Origin of the sequence: Caulobacter ginsengisoli (assembly GCF_030814835.1) — a bacterium.
Taxonomy (GTDB): Bacteria; Pseudomonadota; Alphaproteobacteria; order Caulobacterales; family Caulobacteraceae; genus Caulobacter; species Caulobacter ginsengisoli.
Genome location: NZ_JAUSVS010000001.1, coordinates 807,906 through 827,282 on the forward strand (window position 1 = coordinate 807,906; position 19,377 = coordinate 827,282).

The 19,377-nt window shown below is 67.6% G+C and carries 22 protein-coding genes; 15 read left to right on the plus strand and 7 right to left on the minus strand.

Features of this window, described 5'->3' with window-relative positions:
* Nucleotides 1-123: 123 nt before the first annotated feature.
* On the plus strand, nt 124-873 hold the full coding sequence (gene tpiA, locus QO010_RS04050; protein WP_307346261.1) for a triose-phosphate isomerase: 750 nt from the start codon (nt 124-126) through the stop codon (nt 871-873).
* Between the two features lie 172 nt (nt 874-1,045).
* Here tpiA and QO010_RS04055 read toward each other — a convergent pair whose 3' ends face one another.
* Entirely contained in the window at nt 1,046-1,561 is a 516-nt protein-coding gene (locus QO010_RS04055) for a GNAT family N-acetyltransferase (RefSeq protein ID WP_307346263.1), read from the minus strand.
* A 121-nt stretch (nt 1,562-1,682) separates the two neighbouring features.
* On the opposite strand from QO010_RS04055, the gene secG reads away from it, so the two are divergent.
* Genes secG through QO010_RS04070 form a run of 3 tightly spaced genes read left to right on the plus strand, consistent with a single transcriptional unit; the run spans nt 1,683 to nt 4,388 of the window.
* Nucleotides 1,683-2,135: a preprotein translocase subunit SecG gene (gene secG / locus QO010_RS04060; RefSeq protein WP_307346265.1), complete on the plus strand. Its 453-nt coding sequence runs from the start codon at nt 1,683-1,685 to the stop codon at nt 2,133-2,135.
* Between the two features lie 58 nt (nt 2,136-2,193).
* Nucleotides 2,194-3,843 carry a CTP synthase gene (pyrG, locus tag QO010_RS04065; RefSeq protein WP_307346268.1) on the plus strand — a complete coding sequence of 550 codons (1,650 nt, stop codon included), beginning with the start codon at nt 2,194-2,196 and terminating at the stop codon, nt 3,841-3,843.
* A gap of 2 nt (nt 3,844-3,845) precedes the next feature.
* A complete protein-coding gene (locus QO010_RS04070) occupies nt 3,846-4,388 on the plus strand; it encodes a YkgJ family cysteine cluster protein (RefSeq protein ID WP_307346271.1) in 543 nt (180 codons plus the stop codon).
* Here the strand turns inward: QO010_RS04070 and QO010_RS04075 are convergent.
* Nucleotides 4,385-5,005 carry a glycoside hydrolase family 19 protein gene (locus QO010_RS04075; RefSeq protein ID WP_307346274.1) on the minus strand — a complete coding sequence of 207 codons (621 nt, stop codon included), beginning with the start codon at nt 5,003-5,005 and terminating at the stop codon, nt 4,385-4,387. The two genes, QO010_RS04070 and QO010_RS04075, sit on opposite strands and share 4 nt — an antisense overlap.
* A gap of 207 nt (nt 5,006-5,212) precedes the next feature.
* On the opposite strand from QO010_RS04075, the gene rpmF reads away from it, so the two are divergent.
* From rpmF to QO010_RS04090, 3 genes are all read left to right on the plus strand, one after another.
* Nucleotides 5,213-5,395, plus strand: coding sequence for a 50S ribosomal protein L32 (gene rpmF, locus QO010_RS04080; RefSeq protein ID WP_307346277.1), 183 nt, complete (start codon nt 5,213-5,215; stop codon nt 5,393-5,395).
* Nucleotides 5,396-5,477: 82 nt separating this feature from the next.
* Nucleotides 5,478-6,071, plus strand: a complete 594-nt coding sequence (locus tag QO010_RS04085; protein ID WP_307346280.1) for a GDSL-type esterase/lipase family protein — start codon at nt 5,478-5,480, stop codon at nt 6,069-6,071.
* A 48-nt stretch (nt 6,072-6,119) separates the two neighbouring features.
* The gene (locus QO010_RS04090; RefSeq protein WP_307346283.1) at nt 6,120-7,166 is read left to right on the plus strand and encodes an aspartyl protease family protein; all 1,047 of its coding nucleotides are present in this window, start codon (nt 6,120-6,122) and stop codon (nt 7,164-7,166) included.
* A 168-nt stretch (nt 7,167-7,334) separates the two neighbouring features.
* On the opposite strand, the gene QO010_RS04095 is transcribed toward QO010_RS04090, so the two are convergent.
* Genes QO010_RS04095 through QO010_RS04105 form a run of 3 tightly spaced genes read right to left on the minus strand, consistent with a single transcriptional unit; the run spans nt 7,335 to nt 9,522 of the window.
* Nucleotides 7,335-8,117, minus strand: coding sequence for an enoyl-CoA hydratase (locus tag QO010_RS04095; RefSeq protein ID WP_307346286.1), 783 nt, complete (start codon nt 8,115-8,117; stop codon nt 7,335-7,337).
* A 7-nt stretch (nt 8,118-8,124) separates the two neighbouring features.
* Nucleotides 8,125-8,880 (minus strand): hypothetical protein, encoded by a 756-nt coding sequence (locus QO010_RS04100; RefSeq protein WP_307346289.1) that lies wholly within the window; start codon nt 8,878-8,880, stop codon nt 8,125-8,127.
* Nucleotides 8,881-8,925: 45 nt separating this feature from the next.
* Entirely contained in the window at nt 8,926-9,522 is a 597-nt protein-coding gene (locus QO010_RS04105) for a hypothetical protein (RefSeq protein WP_307346292.1), read from the minus strand.
* 128 nt (nt 9,523-9,650) lie between these two features.
* On the opposite strand from QO010_RS04105, the gene eno reads away from it, so the two are divergent.
* From eno to lpdA, 8 genes are all read left to right on the plus strand, one after another.
* On the plus strand, nt 9,651-10,931 hold the full coding sequence (gene eno / locus QO010_RS04110) for a phosphopyruvate hydratase (protein WP_307346294.1): 1,281 nt from the start codon (nt 9,651-9,653) through the stop codon (nt 10,929-10,931).
* 66 nt (nt 10,932-10,997) lie between these two features.
* Complete coding sequence (locus QO010_RS04115; RefSeq protein ID WP_307346297.1) at nt 10,998-11,294, plus strand: FtsB family cell division protein; 297 nt, start codon at nt 10,998-11,000, stop codon at nt 11,292-11,294.
* 76 nt (nt 11,295-11,370) lie between these two features.
* The gene (gene pdhA / locus QO010_RS04120) at nt 11,371-12,411 is read left to right on the plus strand and encodes a pyruvate dehydrogenase (acetyl-transferring) E1 component subunit alpha (RefSeq protein WP_307346300.1); all 1,041 of its coding nucleotides are present in this window, start codon (nt 11,371-11,373) and stop codon (nt 12,409-12,411) included.
* Nucleotides 12,411-13,817 carry a pyruvate dehydrogenase complex E1 component subunit beta gene (locus tag QO010_RS04125; protein ID WP_307346302.1) on the plus strand — a complete coding sequence of 469 codons (1,407 nt, stop codon included), beginning with the start codon at nt 12,411-12,413 and terminating at the stop codon, nt 13,815-13,817. Before pdhA ends, QO010_RS04125 begins: the two co-directional genes overlap by 1 nt.
* Nucleotides 13,814-14,218: a GFA family protein gene (locus QO010_RS04130; protein WP_307346304.1), complete on the plus strand. Its 405-nt coding sequence runs from the start codon at nt 13,814-13,816 to the stop codon at nt 14,216-14,218. The genes QO010_RS04125 and QO010_RS04130 overlap by 4 nt, the downstream gene beginning before the upstream one ends.
* Before the next feature lies 1 nt (nt 14,219).
* Nucleotides 14,220-14,648: a GFA family protein gene (locus QO010_RS04135; RefSeq protein ID WP_307346306.1), complete on the plus strand. Its 429-nt coding sequence runs from the start codon at nt 14,220-14,222 to the stop codon at nt 14,646-14,648.
* A 10-nt stretch (nt 14,649-14,658) separates the two neighbouring features.
* A complete protein-coding gene (locus QO010_RS04140) occupies nt 14,659-15,954 on the plus strand; it encodes a pyruvate dehydrogenase complex dihydrolipoamide acetyltransferase (protein ID WP_307346309.1) in 1,296 nt (431 codons plus the stop codon).
* Between the two features lie 15 nt (nt 15,955-15,969).
* Nucleotides 15,970-17,364: a dihydrolipoyl dehydrogenase gene (lpdA, locus tag QO010_RS04145; RefSeq protein ID WP_307346311.1), complete on the plus strand. Its 1,395-nt coding sequence runs from the start codon at nt 15,970-15,972 to the stop codon at nt 17,362-17,364.
* Here lpdA and QO010_RS04150 read toward each other — a convergent pair.
* Nucleotides 17,361-17,762 (minus strand): DoxX family protein, encoded by a 402-nt coding sequence (locus QO010_RS04150; protein ID WP_307346314.1) that lies wholly within the window; start codon nt 17,760-17,762, stop codon nt 17,361-17,363. The two genes, lpdA and QO010_RS04150, sit on opposite strands and share 4 nt — an antisense overlap.
* Before the next feature lie 13 nt (nt 17,763-17,775).
* On the minus strand, nt 17,776-19,335 hold the full coding sequence (locus QO010_RS04155; RefSeq protein ID WP_307346318.1) for an AMP-binding protein: 1,560 nt from the start codon (nt 19,333-19,335) through the stop codon (nt 17,776-17,778).
* Nucleotides 19,336-19,377 lie beyond the last annotated feature (42 nt).

A 19,377-nucleotide genomic window follows, 5' to 3' on the forward strand; every position in this document is an offset into this window, starting at 1 on the left:
TATTGAGGCTTATCGGCGCTAGCAAGCATGGCGGGCCAGCCTCATTCCTTGCAAGCGGCGTGACAGCCACGCCGGCTTGGCCTAACCGAAGGGCCGCCTGACAACCTGAGGAAAGCTGACCTCGTGACCACGCCCCGTCCGCTGATCGCCGGTAATTGGAAGATGAATGGCCTCGCCGCCAGCCTGGACGAGGCGCGCGCCGTGGCCGCCGCCCTCGACGCCCATCCGGTCGGTGCGCGGGTGGCGCTCTGCCCGCCGGCCACGCTGGTGGAGCGGATGGCTCAGGTCCTGGCCGGAACCGGGGTGGCGATCGGTGGCCAGGACTGCCGGGCCGAGGCCGGCGGCGCCTTCACCGGCGACATCTCGGCCGAAATGCTGGCCGAGGCCGGCGCCAGCCTGGTGATCCTGGGCCATTCCGAACGCCGCGCCGGCCATGGCGAGACGGACTCCGATGTCGCCGCCAAGGTGGCGGGTGCGCTGCGGGCGGGTCTGGAGCCCATCGTCTGCGTCGGCGAGACCCTGGAACAGCGCCAGGCCGGCCAGGCCCTGGCGGTGGTGACCGGCCAACTCAGAGGTTCGCTGCCCGCCGCTCTGGCCGACGCCGACTTCGCCGTGGCCTACGAGCCGGTCTGGGCTATCGGCTCGGGCCTGACCCCCAGCCTGGCCGAGATCGAGGAAGTCCATGTCGCCGCCCGCGCCACTCTGGTGGAACTGTTCGGCGCGGCGGGCGCGAGGGTTCCCATTCTCTACGGCGGCTCGGTGAAGCCGTCGAACGCCCGGGATATCCTGGCGGTGAAGGATGTCGGCGGCGCCCTGGTCGGCGGGGCCTCGCTGAAGGCGGCCGATTTCCTGGGCATTATTAACGCTGCATAGCCCTTATTCCTCGCCCCTTGGGCGAGGGGGACCACGAAGTGGTGGAGTGGGCTCTGGGAGCACACGGCGTTTCAAGCACGCCCACCCCGGCAGTGCTCAATCCGGAAACACCGTGTGCTCCACGGCCCACTCCGTCGGCTTCGCCGCCACCTCGCCCAAGGGGCGAGGAACCCTAGAGCAGCATCCCCCACAGCCGGCAGTCCCGCCGTTCGCCCTCGCGGTCGATGTGGCCGTGCAGGTAGCCTTCCTGCTTGAAGCCCAGCTTGGCCAGCAGGCTGTCGGAACGCACGTTGCCGACATGGGTGCGGGCGGTCAGGCGCTTGAGGCCCTGGCTAGCGGCGAAGGCCAGCACCGAGGCCATGGCCTCGAACGCATAGCCCTTGCCCCAGGAGTCCTTGCCCATCATGAAGCCGACCTCGGCCCGGTGGTGGCGCCAGTCGACGTCGGAGAGGTCGCAGACCCCGAGGAAGACGCCATCCTCGATCAGCCGCATCGACCAGTACCAGCCGGCGCCCTCCTCGACCTCACGCACCTGCGCGGCGACGTAGGCCTCGACCACGTCCGGGTCCTCGATAGGCTCCACGTCCCAATGGGCCATGACCTCCGGGTCGCTCATCATCAGATAGATGGCCGGCGCGTCGCCCTGGACGACGGGCGCGAGAGTCAGGCGTTCGGTTTCGAGAATCACGGGGCTGGACCTGGGACACTGGAGACACCAGCTATGGCGTGGCGGCCCTCACAGTGATAGAGGGGCCGGCTCAAATCTCCCCGGGACCAATGCCCCGGCCAGTTATCGGACCGTTCGCTCCATGCTGCACAACATTCTGCTCGGCCTTCAGATCTTTGTCTGCGTGGCGATGGTGGGCTTCGTGCTCATCCAGCAATCCGAGGGCGGGGCGCTGGGCATGGGCGGCAGCCCCAGCGGCTTCATGTCGGCGCGCGGCACGGGCGACCTGCTCACGCGGATCACCTGGAGCCTGTTCGCGGTCTTCCTGCTGCTCAGCATCTCGCTGACCTGGCTGACCGCCCGCGATCAGAGCAACAGCCTGGTCGTCGACCGGACCAAGGGCCTCAAGCTCGAGCAGACGGCGCCGTCGACGCCCACCAAGGCGCTGCCGGCCAATCCGCTGGCGGGGACACCCTCTCTGGCCCCCACCGGCGCGCCCGGCGCCGCCCCCAGTTCGGGCCTGCCGGATCTGTCGGCGCCCTCGACCGCCCCGTCCACGCTTCCGACGGCCCCGGCCGACAAGCCCAAGCAATAGCGGCGTTCTACCGAATCAGCGGCGCTTCCCCCGCGAATCGCTGCTAATCTGGTCTCCCATGGCCCGGTACATCTTCATCACCGGCGGCGTGGTCTCCTCCTTGGGAAAAGGTCTCGCGTCCGCCGCTCTCGGTGCGCTTTTGCAGGCGCGTGGATACAAGGTCCGCTTGCGCAAGCTGGACCCGTATCTCAACGTCGATCCGGGGACGATGAGCCCCTATCAGCACGGCGAGGTGTTCGTCACCGACGACGGGGCCGAGACCGACCTGGACCTGGGCCACTACGAGCGGTTCACCGGGGTGTCGGCCACGCGGGCCGACAACATCACCACCGGCCAGATCTACAAGACCATCATCGAGAAGGAGCGGCGGGGCGACTATCTGGGCGCCACCGTCCAGGTGATCCCGCACGTCACCAACGAGATCAAGGAGTTCGTCCGCAGCCCCGCCGTCGACGCCGAGGGCAATGAGGCCGACTTCGTGCTGGTCGAGATCGGCGGCACGGTGGGCGACATCGAGGGGCTGCCCTTCTTCGAGGCCATCCGCCAGCTCGGCCAGGAGCTGCCGCGCGGCGACAGCTGCTTCGTCCACCTGACCCTGCTGCCCTATATCAAGACCGCCGGCGAGATGAAGACCAAGCCGACCCAGCACTCGGTCAAGGAACTGCGCTCGATCGGCATCCAGCCCGACATCCTGCTCTGCCGCTGCGAGCAGCCGATCCCGGCCGAGGAAAAGCGCAAGATCGGCCTGTTCTGCAACGTGCGCACCACGGCGGTGATCACCGCCATGGACTCCAGCTCGATCTACGCGGTGCCGCTCGACTATCACCGCGAGGGGCTGGACGCCGAGGTGCTGGACGTCTTCGGCATCAAGGACGCCCCGGCTCCGGACCTGACTCGCTGGGAAGGCATCGACAACACCACCCGTCACCCGGACGGCGAGGTCACCATCGCCGTGGTCGGCAAATACACCGTCCTCAAGGACGCCTATAAGTCGCTCATCGAGGCGCTCACCCACGGGGGCCTGGCCAACAAGGTCAAGGTCAACCTCGACTGGGTGGAGAGCGAGACCTTCGAGGGCGAACCGGGCGCGGCCGCCGCCAAGCTGGAGGGGGTGCACGGCATCCTGGTGCCCGGCGGCTTCGGCGAGCGCGGGGCCGAGGGCAAGATCCTGGCGGCCCAGTTCGCCCGTGAGCGCGACGTCCCCTATTTTGGCATCTGTTTCGGCATGCAGATGGCGGTGATCGAGGCCTTGCGGAACGTCGTCGGCATCGAGGGCGCCTCCTCCACCGAGTTCGGCCCCACGGACGAGCCCGTGGTCGGGCTGATGACCGAGTGGGTGCAGGGCAACGAGCGGGTCAAGCGCCAGGCCGGCGGCAACATGGGCGGCACCATGCGGCTGGGGGCCTATGACGCGGTGCTGAGCCCCGGTTCGCGGGTTTCGGAGATCTATGGCTCTACCGCCATCGCCGAGCGCCATCGCCATCGCTACGAGGTCAATATCGAGTACAAGGATCGCTTCGAGCAGGCGGGGCTGAAGATGACCGGCGTCTCGCCCGACGGCGTGCTGCCCGAGATCGTCGAGCGCACCGACCATCCCTGGTTCGTGGGCGTGCAGTTCCACCCGGAACTCAAGAGCCGCCCCTTCGCGCCGCACCCGTTGTTCGCCAGCTTTATCGCCGCGGCGAAGACCCAGAGCCGGCTTGTCTGACGATGAAGGTCTGCGGGACCTGCAGCCTGTGCTGCAAGCTCCTGGAGATTCCGGCGCTCGAAAAACCGGCCGGCGCCTGGTGCCGGCATGTGGTCAAGGGACGGGGCTGCGCCATCCACGGCGCCCATCCCCAGTCCTGCCGCGTCTTCACCTGCGGCTGGCTGGCGCGGGATGATCTGGGCGAGGCCTGGAAGCCGGAAAAGGCCCGCTTCCTCCTGCGCAACGAACTGGACCTGGGTCAGCTCTGCATCGATGTCGATCCAGGCTTTCCGGCGGCCTGGCGGGGGCCGGCCTACTATCCGACGATCAAGGCCATGGCCCGCATGGTGTGGGACCAGAGTGGCTGCGTGGTGGTCTTCGTCGGAGAGAAGGCCACGGTGGTCTTCCCAGAGGAGGACATCGAGATCGGCCCGTTCGGCGGCGGTCAGCGGCTGATGGTCGGCTATCGCGCCGTGGACGGGATCAAGCGCCCGATGGTGCGGCTGCTGGACGGCGAGGCGGTCGCAAGGGAGTGGCTGGGAACCGTCGCCTGCCAGCGCCCCTAGCTCCAGATTCCCTTGGCCTTGGTGATCGCCGCCGTGCGTTCGGCCAGACCGTTGAGGCCGCCGTTGATCTTCAGGGTCTCGGCCTTGATGGCGGCGGTTTCGTCGGCGCCATCGGCGATGGCGTTGAGGCCATTGTTGGCCCAGAAGGCCGCCGCGATCTGGGCGGCCCCGGTTTCGGCCGCCGCCTGATCGGGATTGCCGACCAAATCCAGACCCGACCATGTGCTGGCCGCCGTGTAGTTCGACTTGCCGGTCAGCTGGATGAAGCCGCGGCCGCGGTATTTCCAGCCGTCGCCCGGCGCGGTGTTGCCCATCCGGCCGCCATAGACCTTGTTGGCCAGGGCCTCGGGATTGCCCGCGAACGGCGTGGCGGCGGCGATATTCGGGAACCGGCTGGGCCAGACCTGCACCAGGCGGGCGGCCTTGTAGTTGAGGTTCTCGACCAGCCGGGTGAAGCCGCCGCTCTCGACATAGATCTGGCCCAGGAAGTGGGTGATCCGTCGGGCGGTGTTGATCTGGCGGGCGTCGCAGGCGGCCTGGAAGGCCGGGGCCAGGCCTGCCGCGTCACAGGCCGGCGAGAATGCCTTGAGGCTGGCGGCGTCGATGGTCAGCGCCATGGTCTCTGTCCCTCCCCAATGCCGCGGGATATCGCGGCAATCAGGAATGGAACCAGCGGTTCAACTGAAAGTAAAGTGCGGGCTCGGGCCTTGTCTCGGGCCTTGTCTTGCGGGGCGATTTGCGGCATAGACCCCCGCTCACGTCGGCGGCCCGCTTGGCCGCCGCATCCGTTTTCGCGCTCCAGCGCACCGACTTAGAGATTTCCGATGGCCGTTCCTAAGCGAAAAGTATCCCCCTCGCGCCGCAACATGCGCCGCAGCCACCATGCTCTGGGCCCCAACGCCTATCATGAGGACAAGACCACCGGCGAACTGAAGCGCCCCCACCATGTCGATCTGAAGACCGGCATGTACAAGGGCCGCCAGGTTCTGACGCCCAAGGAAGACTAGAGCCCGCTTTAGAAGCGGCTCTGACGAGCTTCAAGGCGCCCGGGGGAAACTCCGGGCGCTTTTCGCATATGGGGATACGCCAATGGACAGGCGCGCCTGTTTTCTGGGGGACAGCTATACGGCGGGGGCGGGCGACGACACCGGCCTGGGCTGGGTCGGCCGCGTGGCTGCCGCGGCGCGCGGGGAAGGGATCGACCTCACCGCCTACAATCTGGGCGTCCGGGGCGAGACCGGGCCGCAGATCGCCGCCCGCGCCGAGGCCGAGCTGCCGCCGCGTCTGGCGCTGGGCGATTCGCACGCCATGGTCTTCAGCTTCGGCAGCAACGATTTCAACAAGGGCGTGACCCAGGCCGAGAGCCTGGCGGCGACGGCCCGCCTGCTGGACCTGGCCCGTCGGCTGAACATCCCGGCCTTTGGCGTGTCTTCGCCGGTCTTCCTGGACGATGCCCAGCTCGACAGGCGCTCAGTGGCGCTGAGCGGTGGCATGGCAAACCTCTTCGCCCAGGCGGGCGCCGCCTGGCTGGACCTGAGAACCTCGGACATGGACTGGCGGCCCTGGTGGGATGAGGCGGGGGCGGGTGACGGCTACCATCCAAACAGCGCCGGCTATGCCGCCCTGGCCAAGGTCGTGGCCGCCTGGCCGGCCTGGCGCGCCTGGCTGCGAGGGCAGGGCTAAAGTTCCCGAGCCATGCTAGAGTGACCCAACGATAAGGGAGGTCACGCCATGCTGACCCGCCGACACCTGGCCACCGGACTTTCAGCGAGTCTGGCCGCCACCCTGCCGCTGGCGCTGACCCCCGGGCGATCCTGGGGCAGCGAGACGCCGCTGGGGGCGCCGGGCCAGACGCTTCCCGATTCGAGCCGCCCCAGTCCTCCCAATGGCCTTCCCAATGAACCCACGGACCTTTCGACCCTGATCCAGGGCGGGCTGGACCTGCAGGAGCGGCTGACCATACCGGTGATGATTGGCGATCAGGGGCCATTCGAGTTCGCCGTGGACACCGGCGCCGACCGCAGCTGCCTTTCCGATCAGCTGGCCGCCAAGCTGGCCCTGCCGGCCGGGCCCAACGTCATGGTGCACGGCATTTCCGGCTCGGCCCTGACCCCCACCGTGCTGATGCCCGGCCTGACCATCGGCGAGGAGACCTTGAAGGGCGGCGTGGTGCCGATCCTGGCGCGGGGCCGCCTGGGGGTCGATGGCCTGTTGGGGGTCGATGCGCTGCAGAACCGCCGGCTGGTGATGAACTTCCGCGACCGGATCCTGGAGCTGCGCCAGCCCAACCTGAGCGACGGCTACGAGCCGACCCCCAAGAGCGCCCTGGTGCCGGCCCGCAACCGCCAGGGCCTGCTGACGGTCGCCGGCGCCAAGGCCGACAATGTGCCGGTCGAGGCCTTCGTCGACAGCGGCGGCGCGCTCAGTGTCGGCAACATGGCCCTGGCCACGGCCCTCGGCCGTCGCGCCAGCCGCTGGGATCCCTTCGCGCCCCAGGTCCGTATGGTCGATGTCACCGGCGAGGAGGCGATCGGCGAGGTGCATGTGGTGCGGGTGCTGAAGTTCGGCACCATGCGGTTCACCGACATGGGGCTGGTGTTCTGCGACCTGCACGTCTTCGACCGCTGGGGCATGGGCGACAAGCCCGCCGTGCTGCTGGGCGCCAACGCGCTCAAGCTGTTCTCGCGGATCGAGATGGATTACGGCCGCAAGCGCATCTACTTCCAGATGGCGGCCGACCCGATGATCTGGCTGGCCGACAACGCCGTGCTGGGCTGACATTCCTCGCCCGTTGGGCGAGGGGGACCACGAAGTGGTGGAGTGGGCTCTGTCAGCCGGCACTCAGATAAAAGCACGCCCCCTCCGGCGGTGCTCGATCCTGAAACACCGTGTGTTCCACGGCCCACTCCGTCGGCTTCGCCGCCACCTCGCCCAAGGGGCGAGGAACTACTGGCTGCGGCCCCGCGCCTGGATGGCGGCGCGGCGGGCCTCGACGGCGGCCGGGGTGACCTTGCGGTTGTTGGCGGTCGAGCGCTCCTGCTCCAGGTTCATCGCCTTGCCGAACGACTTGGCGTAGCCGTCGTCGATGATCGACTTGTAGAGGCTGAGGGTCTCGACCGGGATGGTCGCCATATCGGCGGCCAGCTTGCGGGCCGTGGGCAGCAGCTCGGCGGCGGGGACGATCCGGTTGACCAGGCCCCAGTCGCGGGCGGTGGCGGCGTCCAGGAAGTTGCCGGTCAGCGACAGCTCCTTGGCCCGGTAGAGTCCGATCAGCCGCGAGAGCTTCTGCGACAGGCCCCAGCCCGGCATGATGCCGACCCGCGCATGGGTGTCGGCGAAGCGGGCGTTCTCCGAGGCGATCAGCACGTCGCAGGCCAGGGCCAGCTCGAAGCCGCCGGTGATGGCCACGCCATTGATGGCCCCGATCACCGGTTTGGAGCAGCATTCGATGGCCTTGACCGGATTCTCGTCGGCGCCCGTGGCGTTGGCGGCGCTCATCGCCTTGGGATCCGAGCCCAGTTCCTTCAGGTCCAGCCCGGCGGTGAAAGCCCGCTCGCCGGCCCCGGTCAGGATGACGACGCTGACGTCATCGTCCTTGTCCAGGGCGACCATGACCTTGTGCAGCTCCGAGCGCAGGGCCTTGGAGAGGGCGTTCATGGCGTCGGGGCGATTGAGGGTGACCACGGCGACGCCGTCGGTCTTCTCGAGCAGCAGGTTCTGGAATTTCATGGGCCGGTTAAGGGCCCGGCGCCGGCGGGGAAGTCAAGCGGCGGTAGGCCTCGGCGGCGGGGGCGGTGACGATGATCAACAGCGCGCCATAGATCAGGATGGCCAGCACACCCGCGATGCCGATCATCTGGCCAACCGCGCCGGTCCCCCGATGGATGGCCTGGTCGATCCGGGTGTCGTTGACCAGGATCATCCACTTCCAGAAATGCCCCAGCAACACGGTGGTGGTGGCGTAGATGCCTGCGATCAACAGATTCATCGCCAGCAGACTCGCATAGCGTCTCCAGGCCAGCCGAAAGCCCTGCAGGAGGTCGAGCCGACGGGTGGCGAACACCGCCGGCGCGAGGAGGCAGAGAAAGGGGCTGATCAGCAGCAGGATGGCCGTGGCGGCCAGCCGCTGCGGTCCGGAAAGCACCAGGGGAAGAATGCAGACGGCCGCGATGGCGCCCAGGACCAACACCAGCGGCGCCAGGCGAAGTTCGTCAGGACCGATCCGCAGGCCGATCCGATGGCGCTCCTGCGTCCGGAGCACTAGGCGGAAGACCGCACAGATCAGGATGGTCGCCGTCAGCCAAAGAACCGGCGCCCCGATAGGCCCGAAAAGATGGATGCCGAAGCCCCCTGGGCTGGCTGCGAAGAGCGCGCCGAGAACCGCCGCCCACACAGCAAGCGCGCCGAGCCCCCAGACCAGAAAGGTCAGCGGCCGGCGGGCCAGGAGGCGAAAGCCGGCGAAGGCGCTGGAGGCGAGGGCTGCATCCGCCACGACAGTCTCCTTAGATTGGGCTGTCCTATTCCAGCATCGGTCCCTCTAGAGCAAGTTAGTCAAACGGTCCTGTCCGTCGCGGACCAATGCGATCAGCCGTTCCACAGCCGCCTGAGCCTCCGCGATGCCAACAGGGTTGTGCGTCATCCTCTGAATCGTGAGGTTCTTGAACGCCTCAGGTGCATTCGCCGCCAAGCCAGTAAGCGCCAGGAACTCATTCATTGCCAGAATAGGTAGGCGTTCGGCGGGAAAGGCCTGCATTGCGGAAGAAATAGCTTCCATGTGCAGTTTCTGAGCCGCAGCTTCGACTTCCTTGATTGATCTTCCCTCTGGAAGTTCGAAAACGGCTCCCAGCGCACCGGCGGTTTCAACCGTCAATTTGAGTAGACGAGCAAGCGCATCAGCTTTCTGTCGAAAGCGCCGATCTTCTGTTTGAGCCGCAATCATTGGTGCGGTCACAGCGATCCCCAAGGCTAGAATAGTGCCAATTGCTCCAACCCAGCTTGCGCGATCTGATGATGGCAGGTCGAGAAATGGCTGAACCTGGGTACCGACCACAATGGCGAACAGCAGGGCACCGATCGACGCAGCGGCCTTTCCCCATTCATTGAACCGGACGTGGGCGAGTGCTTCGATGAGCATGAGTTCAACAGTGAGTTGATTCTTGGGGAGCGGCACGCGATCTACCCGCGAGTTCCCGGTAAGGCGCTTGGGTTGCTCAACCGCCCTGGCGCGGCTAAGCCACCCCCGCGCCGCCACATGAGGGACTCATGACCGAGATCGTCGACATCACCGCCCGCGAAATCCTCGACAGCCGGGGCAACCCGACCGTGGAAGTCGATGTCACGCTGGAAGACGGCGCCTTTGGCCGCGCCGCCGTGCCCTCGGGCGCCTCGACCGGGGCGCACGAGGCGGTCGAGAAGCGCGACGGCGACAAGAAACGCTATGGCGGCAAGGGCGTGCGCCAGGCCGTCGAGGCGGTGAACGGCGAGATCTTCGACGCTCTCTCGGGCTTCGACGCCGAGGACCAGCGCCGGCTGGACACCGCCCTGATCAATCTGGACGGCACGAAGAACAAGGCCCGGCTGGGCGCCAACGCCATCCTGGGCGTCAGCCTGGCGGCGGCCAAGGCGGCGGCGGCCAGCGCCGGCCAGCCCCTCTACAAATATGTCGGCGGCGTCTCGGCCCGGGTGCTGCCGGTGCCGATGATGAACATCATCAACGGCGGCATGCATGCCGACAATCCGGTCGACATCCAGGAATTCATGATCCTGCCGGTCAAGGCCGGCAGCTTCGCCGAGGGCCTGCGCATGGGCTCGGAAATCTATCACGCCCTGAAGAGCCTGCTGAAAAAGGCCGGCCACAACACCAATGTCGGCGACGAGGGCGGCTTCGCTCCCAATATCGGCACCGCCGTGGAGATGCTGGACTTCATCATGCGGGCCGGCGAGGCGGCGGGCTACAAGGCCGGCGACGACTTCCTGCTGGGCCTGGACGTGGCCTCGACCGAGTTCTTCAAGAACGGCCGCTACGAGCTTGAAGGCGAAGGCAAATCCCTCGATCCGGCCGGCATGGTCGGCTACCTGGCCGATCTGGTCGCCCAGTACCCGATCGTCACCATCGAGGACGGCTGCGCCGAGGACGACCTGGACGGCTGGAAGCAGCTGACCGACGCCCTGGGCCGAAAGATCCAGCTGGTCGGCGACGACCTCTTCGTCACCAATTCCGAGCGCCTGGCCATGGGCCTGGAGAAGGGCCTGGCCAACTCCATCCTGATCAAGGTCAACCAGATCGGCACCTTGTCCGAGACTCTGGATGCGGTCGATATGGCCCACCGCGCCGGCTACACCGCCGTTATGAGCCACCGCTCGGGCGAAACCGAGGACTCCACCATCGCCGACCTGGCCGTCGCCACCAACTGCGGTCAGATCAAGACCGGGGGCCTCGCCCGCTCGGACCGCACGGCCAAATACAACCAGCTGCTGCGCATCGAGGAGATGCTGGACGACCAGGCCATCTATGCGGGGCGTGGGGCGCTGAAGCGGGGCTAACTTAAGCCGGCGTTAAGCACGAAGAGCGAGTTTGTCCCCATTGGAATTCCTGATGGATTCGCCGCCTTGCTCGCCCGCCTGCAGCCTTTCATGTTCACCTTCGCGCTGGCGGGCCTGATCACCTATTTCGTCTTCCACGGCCTGACCGGCGAGTTGGGCTGGATGCTGTCGGCTCAGCGCAAGGAAGAACTCAAGCAACGCAACGCCGAATTGATCCATGTCCACCAGCAGAGGATGGACCTGGAGGCGCGCGCCCGGTTATTGAGGGACGGCAGTCTTTCGCGGGACCTCTTGGAGGAGCGCGCGCGTTCCCTGCTAGGCTTCTCGGATCCAAAAGATTATGTGATCCGCCTGAAGCCCTGATCCGGGTCGATCTTTTCGTCCCGGCTCTTAGATAGGGACGAAATGGCCGCGATGGTGATGGATCAGGGAGAAGCGCATGGCGCGCACGCCTAAAAGCGGACCTTCTGAGGGGAAAACCCCTGACACCGGTGTCAATCGGAAGGGTCGCGCGCCTGACAAGGCGCAACTGACCCAGTGGTATCGCGACATGCTGCTGATCCGCCGCTTCGAGGAGCGAGCCGGCCAGCTCTATGGCATGGGTCTGATCGGCGGCTTCTGCCACCTCTATATCGGCCAGGAAGCCATCGCCGTGGGCATGGAGACGGTGAAGAAGCCGGGCGACCAGATCATCACCGGCTACCGCGACCACGGCCATATGCTGGCCGCCGGCATGGATCCCAAGGAGGTCATGGCCGAACTCACCGGCCGGGCCGGCGGCTCGTCCAAGGGCAAGGGCGGCTCGATGCACATGTTTTCGACCGAGGCCGGCTTCTACGGCGGCCACGGCATCGTCGGGGCGCAGGTGAGTCTCGGCACGGGCCTGGCGCTGGCGGACCGCTATCGCGGCGATGGCCGGGTGTCGTTCACCTATTTCGGCGACGGCGCGGCCAACCAGGGCCAGGTCTATGAGAGCTTCAACATGGCCGAGCTGTGGAGCCTGCCGGTCGTCTATGTGATCGAGAACAACCAGTACGCCATGGGGACCAGCATCGAGCGCTCGGCCTCGGAAACCCGGCTGCACCGCCGCGGGATCAGCTTCAACATCCCCGGCGAAGAGGTTGACGGCATGGACGTCCTGGCCGTGGTCGAGGCCGGCGCCAAGGCCGCCGAGCACGCCCGCAGCGGCAAGGGGCCCTATATCCTGGAGATGAAGACCTACCGCTACCGCGGCCACTCGATGAGCGACCCGGCCAAATACCGCACCAAGGAGGAGGTCGACGAGGTCAAGAAGACCCGCGACCCCATCGAGCACCTGCGCGAGCGGCTGGAGAAGGCCAAGGTCTCCGAAGAGGACCTCAAGGCCATCGACGCCGAGGTGAAGAAGATCGTCGCCGAGGCGGCCGAGTTCGCCCGCACCAGCCCCGAGCCGGACCCCTCCGAACTCTATACCGACGTCTACCTGGAGGCGGCCCAGTAATGACCGACATCCTCATGCCCGCCCTCTCCCCGACCATGGAGGAGGGAACGCTGGCCAAATGGCACGTCAAGGAAGGCGACACGGTCAAGGCCGGCGACGTCATCGCCGAGATCGAGACCGACAAGGCGACCATGGAGGTCGAGGCCGTCGACGAGGGCAAGATCACCTCGATCCTGGTCGCGGCCGGCACGGAAGGCGTGGCGGTCAACACGCCCATCGCCCGCCTGGACGGGGAGGGCGAGCCTGCCGCCGAAGCGCCGAAGGAAGCGCCCAAGCAGGAGGCCCCAAAACAGGACGCTTCTGGCGATCCTGAAAAGCAGCCGCCGGAAGCCGCCAAGCCCAAGCCGGAAGGCGAGGGCGCCGCGCCCGTCGCGCCCAAGCCTACGGTCGAACTGCGCGACCCGGAAATCCCGGCCGGCGCCAGGATGGTCAAGATCACCGTGCGCGACGCCCTGCGCGACGCCATGGCCGAGGAGATGCGCCGCGACCCCGACGTCTTCCTGATGGGCGAGGAGGTCGCCCAGTACCAGGGCGCCTACAAGGTCAGCCGCGACCTCCTGCAGGAGTTCGGCGACAAGCGGGTCATCGACACCCCGATCACCGAGCATGGCTTTGCCGGCCTGGGCGTCGGCGCGGCCATGGCGGGGCTCAAGCCCATCGTCGAGTTCATGACCTGGAACTTCGCCATGCAGGCCATCGACCAGATCATCAACTCGGCGGCCAAGACGCTCTACATGTCGGGCGGCCAGATCAAGTCGTCGATCGTCTTCCGCGGCCCCAACGGCGCGGCGGCCCGGGTCGGCGCCCAGCACAGCCAGGACTACAGCGCCTGGTACGGCCAGGTGCCGGGCCTCAAGGTCGTGGCCCCCTATGACGCGGCCGACGCCAAGGGCCTGCTCAAGGCCGCCATTCGCGACCCCAACCCCGTGGTCTTCCTTGAGCACGAGATGATGTACGGGGTCGAGTTCGAGATTCCCGAGGTGGAGGACTGGATCGTCCCCATCGGCAAGGCCCGCATCCGCCGCGAGGGCTCGGGCGTCACCATCACCGCCCACAGCCGCATGGTCGGCCTGGCGCTGAAGGCGGCCGAGGAACTGGCCGGCGAGGGCATCGAGGCCGAGGTCATCGACCTGCGCACCATCCGCCCCCTCGACCACGAAACCATCGTCGAGAGCGTCAGGAAGACCAACCGCCTGGTCACGGTCGAGGAAGGCTGGGGCCCGATGGGCGTCGGCGCCGAGGTGATCGCCCGGGTGCTGGAGCACGCCTTCGACTACCTGGACGCCCCGCCGCTGCGGGTCCATCAGGAGGACGTCCCGCTGCCCTACGCCGCCAACCTGGAAGTCCTGTCGCTGCCGTCGGTCGAGAAGATCGTCAAGGCGGCCAAGGCCGTGAGCTACAAGTGACCACGGAGGGCCATATCTGGCGCTCCGGTGGTTGCCACTGCGGGGCCGTGCGGTTCGAGGCGGCCCTGCCGGACGTCGTCGAGGCGCAGGCCTGCAACTGCTCGATGTGTGAGAAGGTGGGCTTCATCCACGTCATCGTGCCCGAGAGCCGGTTCCGGCTGCTCCAGGGCGCGGAGTCGATCACCACCTACACATTCAACACCGGCGTGGCGCAGCACACCTTCTGCAAGATCTGTGGCGTGAAGAGCTTCTACCGTCCGCGCTCCAACCCGGACGGCTGGTCGGTCAACGCCCGCTGCCTGGACCAGGCCGACGCGCTGGATATCCGCATCGAGGCCTTCGATGGCCGCCACTGGGAGGCGCACGCCGCCGCCCTGGCGCATCTGAGCCAGGAGACCTGAGATGCTGGCCGGCGCCTGCCATTGCGGCTCCATCCGGGTGGCCTTCACCCCCAGCGTCGAGCCGGACGACCTGCCACTGCGGGCCTGCCAGTGCGGGTTCTGCCGGCGGCACGGCGCCCTGACCACCAGCGACCCGCGCGGGCGCTTGGCCATCGACGCCGCCCCGGGCTCGACCCACCGCTACCGCTTCGGCCGCCGGGCCACCCAGATGCTGGTCTGCCGCGATTGCGGGGTCTATGTCGCCGCCCTGATCGAGGGCCCCAATGGCCTGCTGGCCACGCTGAATGTCGCCGGGACCGACCTTGCCGATTTCGCGGGCCGGACGGGCGAACCCGCCACCTATGACGACGAGACGGACGAGTCGCGCCTGGCGCGGCGTCTGGCCCGTTGGACCCCCACCACCGTCGTCGAAGTCTCGCCGAACGCCTGAAGGACCAAGCATGTCGATCGACATCCTGATGCCCGCCCTGTCGCCCACCATGGAGGAGGGCACCCTCGCCAAATGGCACGTCAAGGCCGGCGACACCGTCAAGGCCGGCGACGTCATCGCCGAGATCGAGACCGACAAGGCCACCATGGAGGTCGAGGCGGTCGACGAGGGGACCATCGAGTCGATCCTGGTCGACGCCGGAACCGAGGGGGTGAAGGTCAACGCCCCCATCGCCCGGCTGAGCGGGGAGGGCGACGCTGTCTCACCGCCACCCGCGCCAGCGCCCGCCAAGGAAGCGCCCAAGGCTGAAGCGCCGCCCAAGCCCGCGCCGCCGACCGAGCAGGCCGGCGAGACCGCCGCGCCGGCCCAGGCCGCCCCCGCCCCCAAGGCTGAAGGCGAGCGCGTTTTCGCATCGCCCCTGGCCCGCCGCCTGGCCCAGGCCGCCGGCCTCGACCTGAAGGCCATCAAGGGCAGCGGCCCGCATGGCCGGGTGATCAAGGCCGATGTCGACGCCGCCCGTGGCAAGGCCCCCGCTGCAGCGCCCGGCGCCGCCCCGGCCGCCGCGCCTTCAGCCCCGCGCGAGCACAAGACGCTGGAGCAGATGGGCATCGCCCCCGGCAGCTACGACCTCATTCCGCTGGACGGCATGCGCAAGACCGTGGCCCGGCGGATGACCGACAGCTTCCGCGACGTGCCGCACTTCCCGCTGACCATCGACATCGAGATCGACGGACTGCTGGCCGCCCGCGCCAAGATCAACGCCATGCTCGAAAAGCAGGGCGTCAAGATCAGCGTCAACGACATGGTCATCAAGGCCGTCGCCGTAGCCCTGACCCAGGTGCCGGAAGCCAACGCCAGCTATTCGCCCGAAGGCCTGGCCATGCACCACCACGCCGACATCGCCATGGCGGTGGCCATCGAGGGCGGCTTGATCACCCCGATCATCCGCTCGGCCGAGACCAAGGGCCTGGCCCAGATCGCCAAGGAAACCAAGGACCTGGCCGAACGGGCTCGCACCCGCAAGCTCAAGCCCGAGGAGTTCCAGGGCGGCACCTTCTCGGTCTCGAACCTGGGCATGTTCGGCATCAAGTCCTTCGCTTCGATCATCAACGAGCCGCAGGGCGCCATCCTCAGCGTCGGGGCCGGCGAGCAGCGGCCGGTCGTCAAGGACGGCCAGCTGGCCGTGGCCACGGTGATGACGGTCACCCTGACCTGCGACCACCGCGTGGTCGACGGGGCCGTCGGCGCCAAATTCCTCAGCGTCTTCAAGCCGCTGATCGAAGATCCTCTGAACATGATCGTCTAGGCTGGAGAGCATCAAGTGAGCGACAGCTTCGACGTCATCGTCATCGGCGCCGGTCCCGGCGGCTATGTGACGGCCATCCGCGCCAGCCAGCTGGGCCTGAAGACCGCTATCGTCGAGCGGGAGAACCTGGGCGGGGTCTGCCTCAACTGGGGCTGTATCCCGACCAAGGCCCTGCTCAAGACCGGCGAGGTCTATGAGCAGCTCTCGCACCTGGACGCCTACGGCATCTCCATCCAGGGCCGTTCCTACGACTTCGCCAAGGTTATCGAACGCTCGCGGGGCGTGGCCAAGCAGCTGTCGGGGGGCGTCGCCTTCCTGATGAAGAAGCACAGGATCGAGGTGGTCGAGGGCGAGGCCAAGCTGGAGAAGGGCTCGCCCGCCCCCAAGGTGGTGGTGGCGCTGAAGGCCGGCGGCTCGCGCAACCTGACCGCCAAGCATGTCATCCTGGCCACCGGCGCCCGGGCGCGCGTCATCCCGGCTGTCGGCCTGGTCCCGGACGGCGACCGCATCTGGACCTACCGCGAGGCCATGACGCCCAAGGCCTGCCCCAAGAGCCTGATCGTCATCGGCTCGGGCGCCATCGGCATCGAATTCGCCAGCTTCTATCGGGCCTTAGGCGCCGACGTTACGGTGATCGAGGCCCTGGACCGCATTCTGCCGGTCGAGGACGAGGAGGTCTCCAAGGCCGCGCACAAGGCCTTCGAAAAGCGCGGCATGAAGTTCCGGGTCTCGGCCAAGGTCTCCAAGCTCGCCAAGACCAAGACCGGCGTGTCGGTGACCCTGGAGAAGGAAACCCTGGAGGCCGAGGTCGCCATCGTCGCGGTCGGCATCGACGGCAATGTCGAGAACCTGGGGCTCGAGGCCCTCGGCGTAAAAATCGATCGCGGTCATGTAGTTATCGACAAGACCTGCAAGACCAATGTCCCGGGTCTCTACGCCATCGGCGACGTCGCCGGCCCGCCCTGGCTGGCGCATAAGGCCAGCCACGAAGGCGTCCACTGCGTCGAGCATATCGCCGGCCACCCTTCCGCCAACCTGACCGCCCCGATCCCCGGCTGCACCTACGCCACCCCGCAGGTGGCCTCGGTGGGCCTGACCGAGGCGGCGGCCAAGGCGGCGGGCATCGAGGTCAAGGTCGGCCGCTTCCCCTTCCGGGTGAACGGCAAGGCCATCGCCGCCGGCGAGCTGGACGGCTTCGTCAAGACGGTGTTCGACGCCAAGACCGGGGCGCTGATCGGCGCCCACATGATCGGCCACGAAGTGACGGAAATGATTCAGGGTTTCGCGATTGCGATGACTCTGGAGGCGACGGAAGAAGACCTCTTCGCCACCGTCTTCGCCCACCCGACGATGAGCGAGGCCATGCACGAGGCCTCGCTCGACGCCTACGGGCGGGTCCTGCACATCTAGGGGCGTTTGCGGATCTGCGCGTCCACGCTCCACTCACCCCCGCCGGCCGCGGCCAGGTAGAGGAAGATGAAGCAGAACAGCACGGCCCCGTCGCCGCCGTTCAGGGCGGGGAAGATGGTGCCGCTGCGGCCGACATGGGCCGTGAAATAGGCCACGGCCATCTCGCCGGAGAGGATAAAGGCCACGGGCCGTGTCCAGGCGCCGAGCGCCAGCAGCCCGCCGCCGATCACTTCCAGCCAGGCGGCGACGACCAGGATCACCGGCAGCGGATCGGGCACGGCCGGCTGCGGACCGGGGAAGGCGAACAGCTTCATCAGGCCGTGCTCCATGAAGAGCAGGGCGGCCATGATACGCAGCACGCTCAACAGGCGCGGGGACCACACGGCGAGATTAGGCATTCGAAGTCTCCCTCTAGGCCGCGCGGGCCTCCGTTTCGGCCATGCGCTGGATGGCCACGTAGTCGGTCTTGCCCGTGCCCAGAACCGGCACTTCGGTGACTCTCAGGATCTTGCGCGGCACGGCCAGTTCCGGCGCGCCGATCGACTGGGCGTGGGCGACCAGCGGGGCCACCGCCGCGTCGGGCCGGTCGGTGACCAGCACCAGCCGCTCGCCCTTCTTGGGATCGGGCATGGAGATCACCGCGTGACGGCCGTCCGGCCAGACGGCGGAGGCCAGATCCTCGGCGGCGGTCAGGGAAACCATCTCGCCGCCGATCTTGGCGAAGCGCTTCACCCGGCCCTGGATGGCGATCCACTGGTCGGCGTCGTCGGTGATGGTCACCACGTCGCCGGTGTCGTGCCAGCCGTCCGGCGGGGCGTCGACGCCGCCATCGGCCCGCAGATAGCCGGCCATGACATTGGGCCCGCGCAGGAACAGGCGCCCGCCGTTGGGAATGCCCTCGACCGGATCGATGCGCGCCTCCATGCCGGGCAGCAGCCCGCCGACCGTGCCGCGGCGATTGTCCTTGGGCTTGTTGACGGCCACTACGGGCGAGGCCTCGGTGGCGCCATAGCCTTCAAGCACCGGCACCCCGCCAAAGCGCTCGTTGACCAGATCGTGGGTCTCGTGGCGCACCTTCTCGGCGCCGCAGACGATGAACTCCAGGCCGCTGAGATCGCCCGCGTCGGCCGAGCGGGCGTACTGGTTCACGAAGGTGTCGGTGGCCAGCAGGATCGAGGCCTTGCAGTCGCGGATCAGCGGCGGGATCTGCTTGATGTGCAGGGGCGAGGGATACTGGAAGGCCTTCATGCCGGTCAGGATCGGCAGCAGCGCCCCGCCGGTCAGGCCGAAACAGTGGAAGGTCGGCAGCGGGTTGAACATCACCCAGTTCGGATCGAGGTCGATATGGGCGGCCACCTGCTCGACATTGGCGAGCAGGTTGCGCTGGCTCAGCACCACCCCGCGCGGGGCCCCGAAGCTTCCGGAGGTGAACAGGATGACGCCGGTGTCGTCCGGCCCGGCCCTGGTGGCGAAGCGACGCGGGAAGGCGCCGGCCGCGGCGGCGTAGAGCTTGTCGGCGAGGCCGATCTTGGCCCGGACGTCCTCGAGATAGACGATCTTGGCGTGGGCCTCGAGCGCATCGATCAGGTCATGCAGCTTGCCCTGCTCGATGAAGGCATGGGCTGTCAGCACCGTCTTCACGCCCGCCAGCTTGCAGGCGGCCCGCAGGTTGCGAAGGCCCGAGGTGAAGTTGAGCATGGTCGGCACCCGGCCGAAGGCATGCAGCCCGAAGAAGGTCACCACCACCCCGGCGCTGGCCGGCAACAGCACCCCGACCCGCTCGCCCGGCTCTGTCAGGCCGGCGATCCTGCGGCCCAGGGCGAAGCTGCCCCGGATCAGGTCGGTGTAGCTGAGTGGTGTGCGGTTCTGGTCCTCGAGAATCGGCTTCTTGGCGCCGTAGCGGTCTCTGGCATCGATAAGGGCGTCGAACAGTGACCGCTCGGCGGCCTTCGCGTCGAAAGCACGCGGCATATGGGTGAAACTCCCCGATGTTTCCCACCTTGGTCTTGGCGG

Coding starts and splice junctions, on each gene's coding strand:
- secG (WP_307346265.1), top strand. CDS start 1,683: ATGCTGCACAACATTCTGCTCGGCCTTCAGATCTTTGTCTGCGTGGCG.
- pyrG (WP_307346268.1), top strand. CDS start 2,194: ATGGCCCGGTACATCTTCATCACCGGCGGCGTGGTCTCCTCCTTGGGA.
- QO010_RS04070 (WP_307346271.1), top strand. CDS start 3,846: ATGAAGGTCTGCGGGACCTGCAGCCTGTGCTGCAAGCTCCTGGAGATT.
- QO010_RS04075 (WP_307346274.1), bottom strand. CDS start 5,005: ATGGCGCTGACCATCGACGCCGCCAGCCTCAAGGCATTCTCGCCGGCC.
- rpmF (WP_307346277.1), top strand. CDS start 5,213: ATGGCCGTTCCTAAGCGAAAAGTATCCCCCTCGCGCCGCAACATGCGC.
- QO010_RS04085 (WP_307346280.1), top strand. CDS start 5,478: ATGGACAGGCGCGCCTGTTTTCTGGGGGACAGCTATACGGCGGGGGCG.
- QO010_RS04090 (WP_307346283.1), top strand. CDS start 6,120: ATGCTGACCCGCCGACACCTGGCCACCGGACTTTCAGCGAGTCTGGCC.
- QO010_RS04095 (WP_307346286.1), bottom strand. CDS start 8,117: ATGAAATTCCAGAACCTGCTGCTCGAGAAGACCGACGGCGTCGCCGTG.
- QO010_RS04105 (WP_307346292.1), bottom strand. CDS start 9,522: ATGCTCATCGAAGCACTCGCCCACGTCCGGTTCAATGAATGGGGAAAG.
- eno (WP_307346294.1), top strand. CDS start 9,651: ATGACCGAGATCGTCGACATCACCGCCCGCGAAATCCTCGACAGCCGG.
- pdhA (WP_307346300.1), top strand. CDS start 11,371: ATGGCGCGCACGCCTAAAAGCGGACCTTCTGAGGGGAAAACCCCTGAC.
- QO010_RS04125 (WP_307346302.1), top strand. CDS start 12,411: ATGACCGACATCCTCATGCCCGCCCTCTCCCCGACCATGGAGGAGGGA.
- QO010_RS04135 (WP_307346306.1), top strand. CDS start 14,220: ATGCTGGCCGGCGCCTGCCATTGCGGCTCCATCCGGGTGGCCTTCACC.
- QO010_RS04140 (WP_307346309.1), top strand. CDS start 14,659: ATGTCGATCGACATCCTGATGCCCGCCCTGTCGCCCACCATGGAGGAG.
- QO010_RS04150 (WP_307346314.1), bottom strand. CDS start 17,762: ATGCCTAATCTCGCCGTGTGGTCCCCGCGCCTGTTGAGCGTGCTGCGT.
- QO010_RS04155 (WP_307346318.1), bottom strand. CDS start 19,335: ATGCCGCGTGCTTTCGACGCGAAGGCCGCCGAGCGGTCACTGTTCGAC.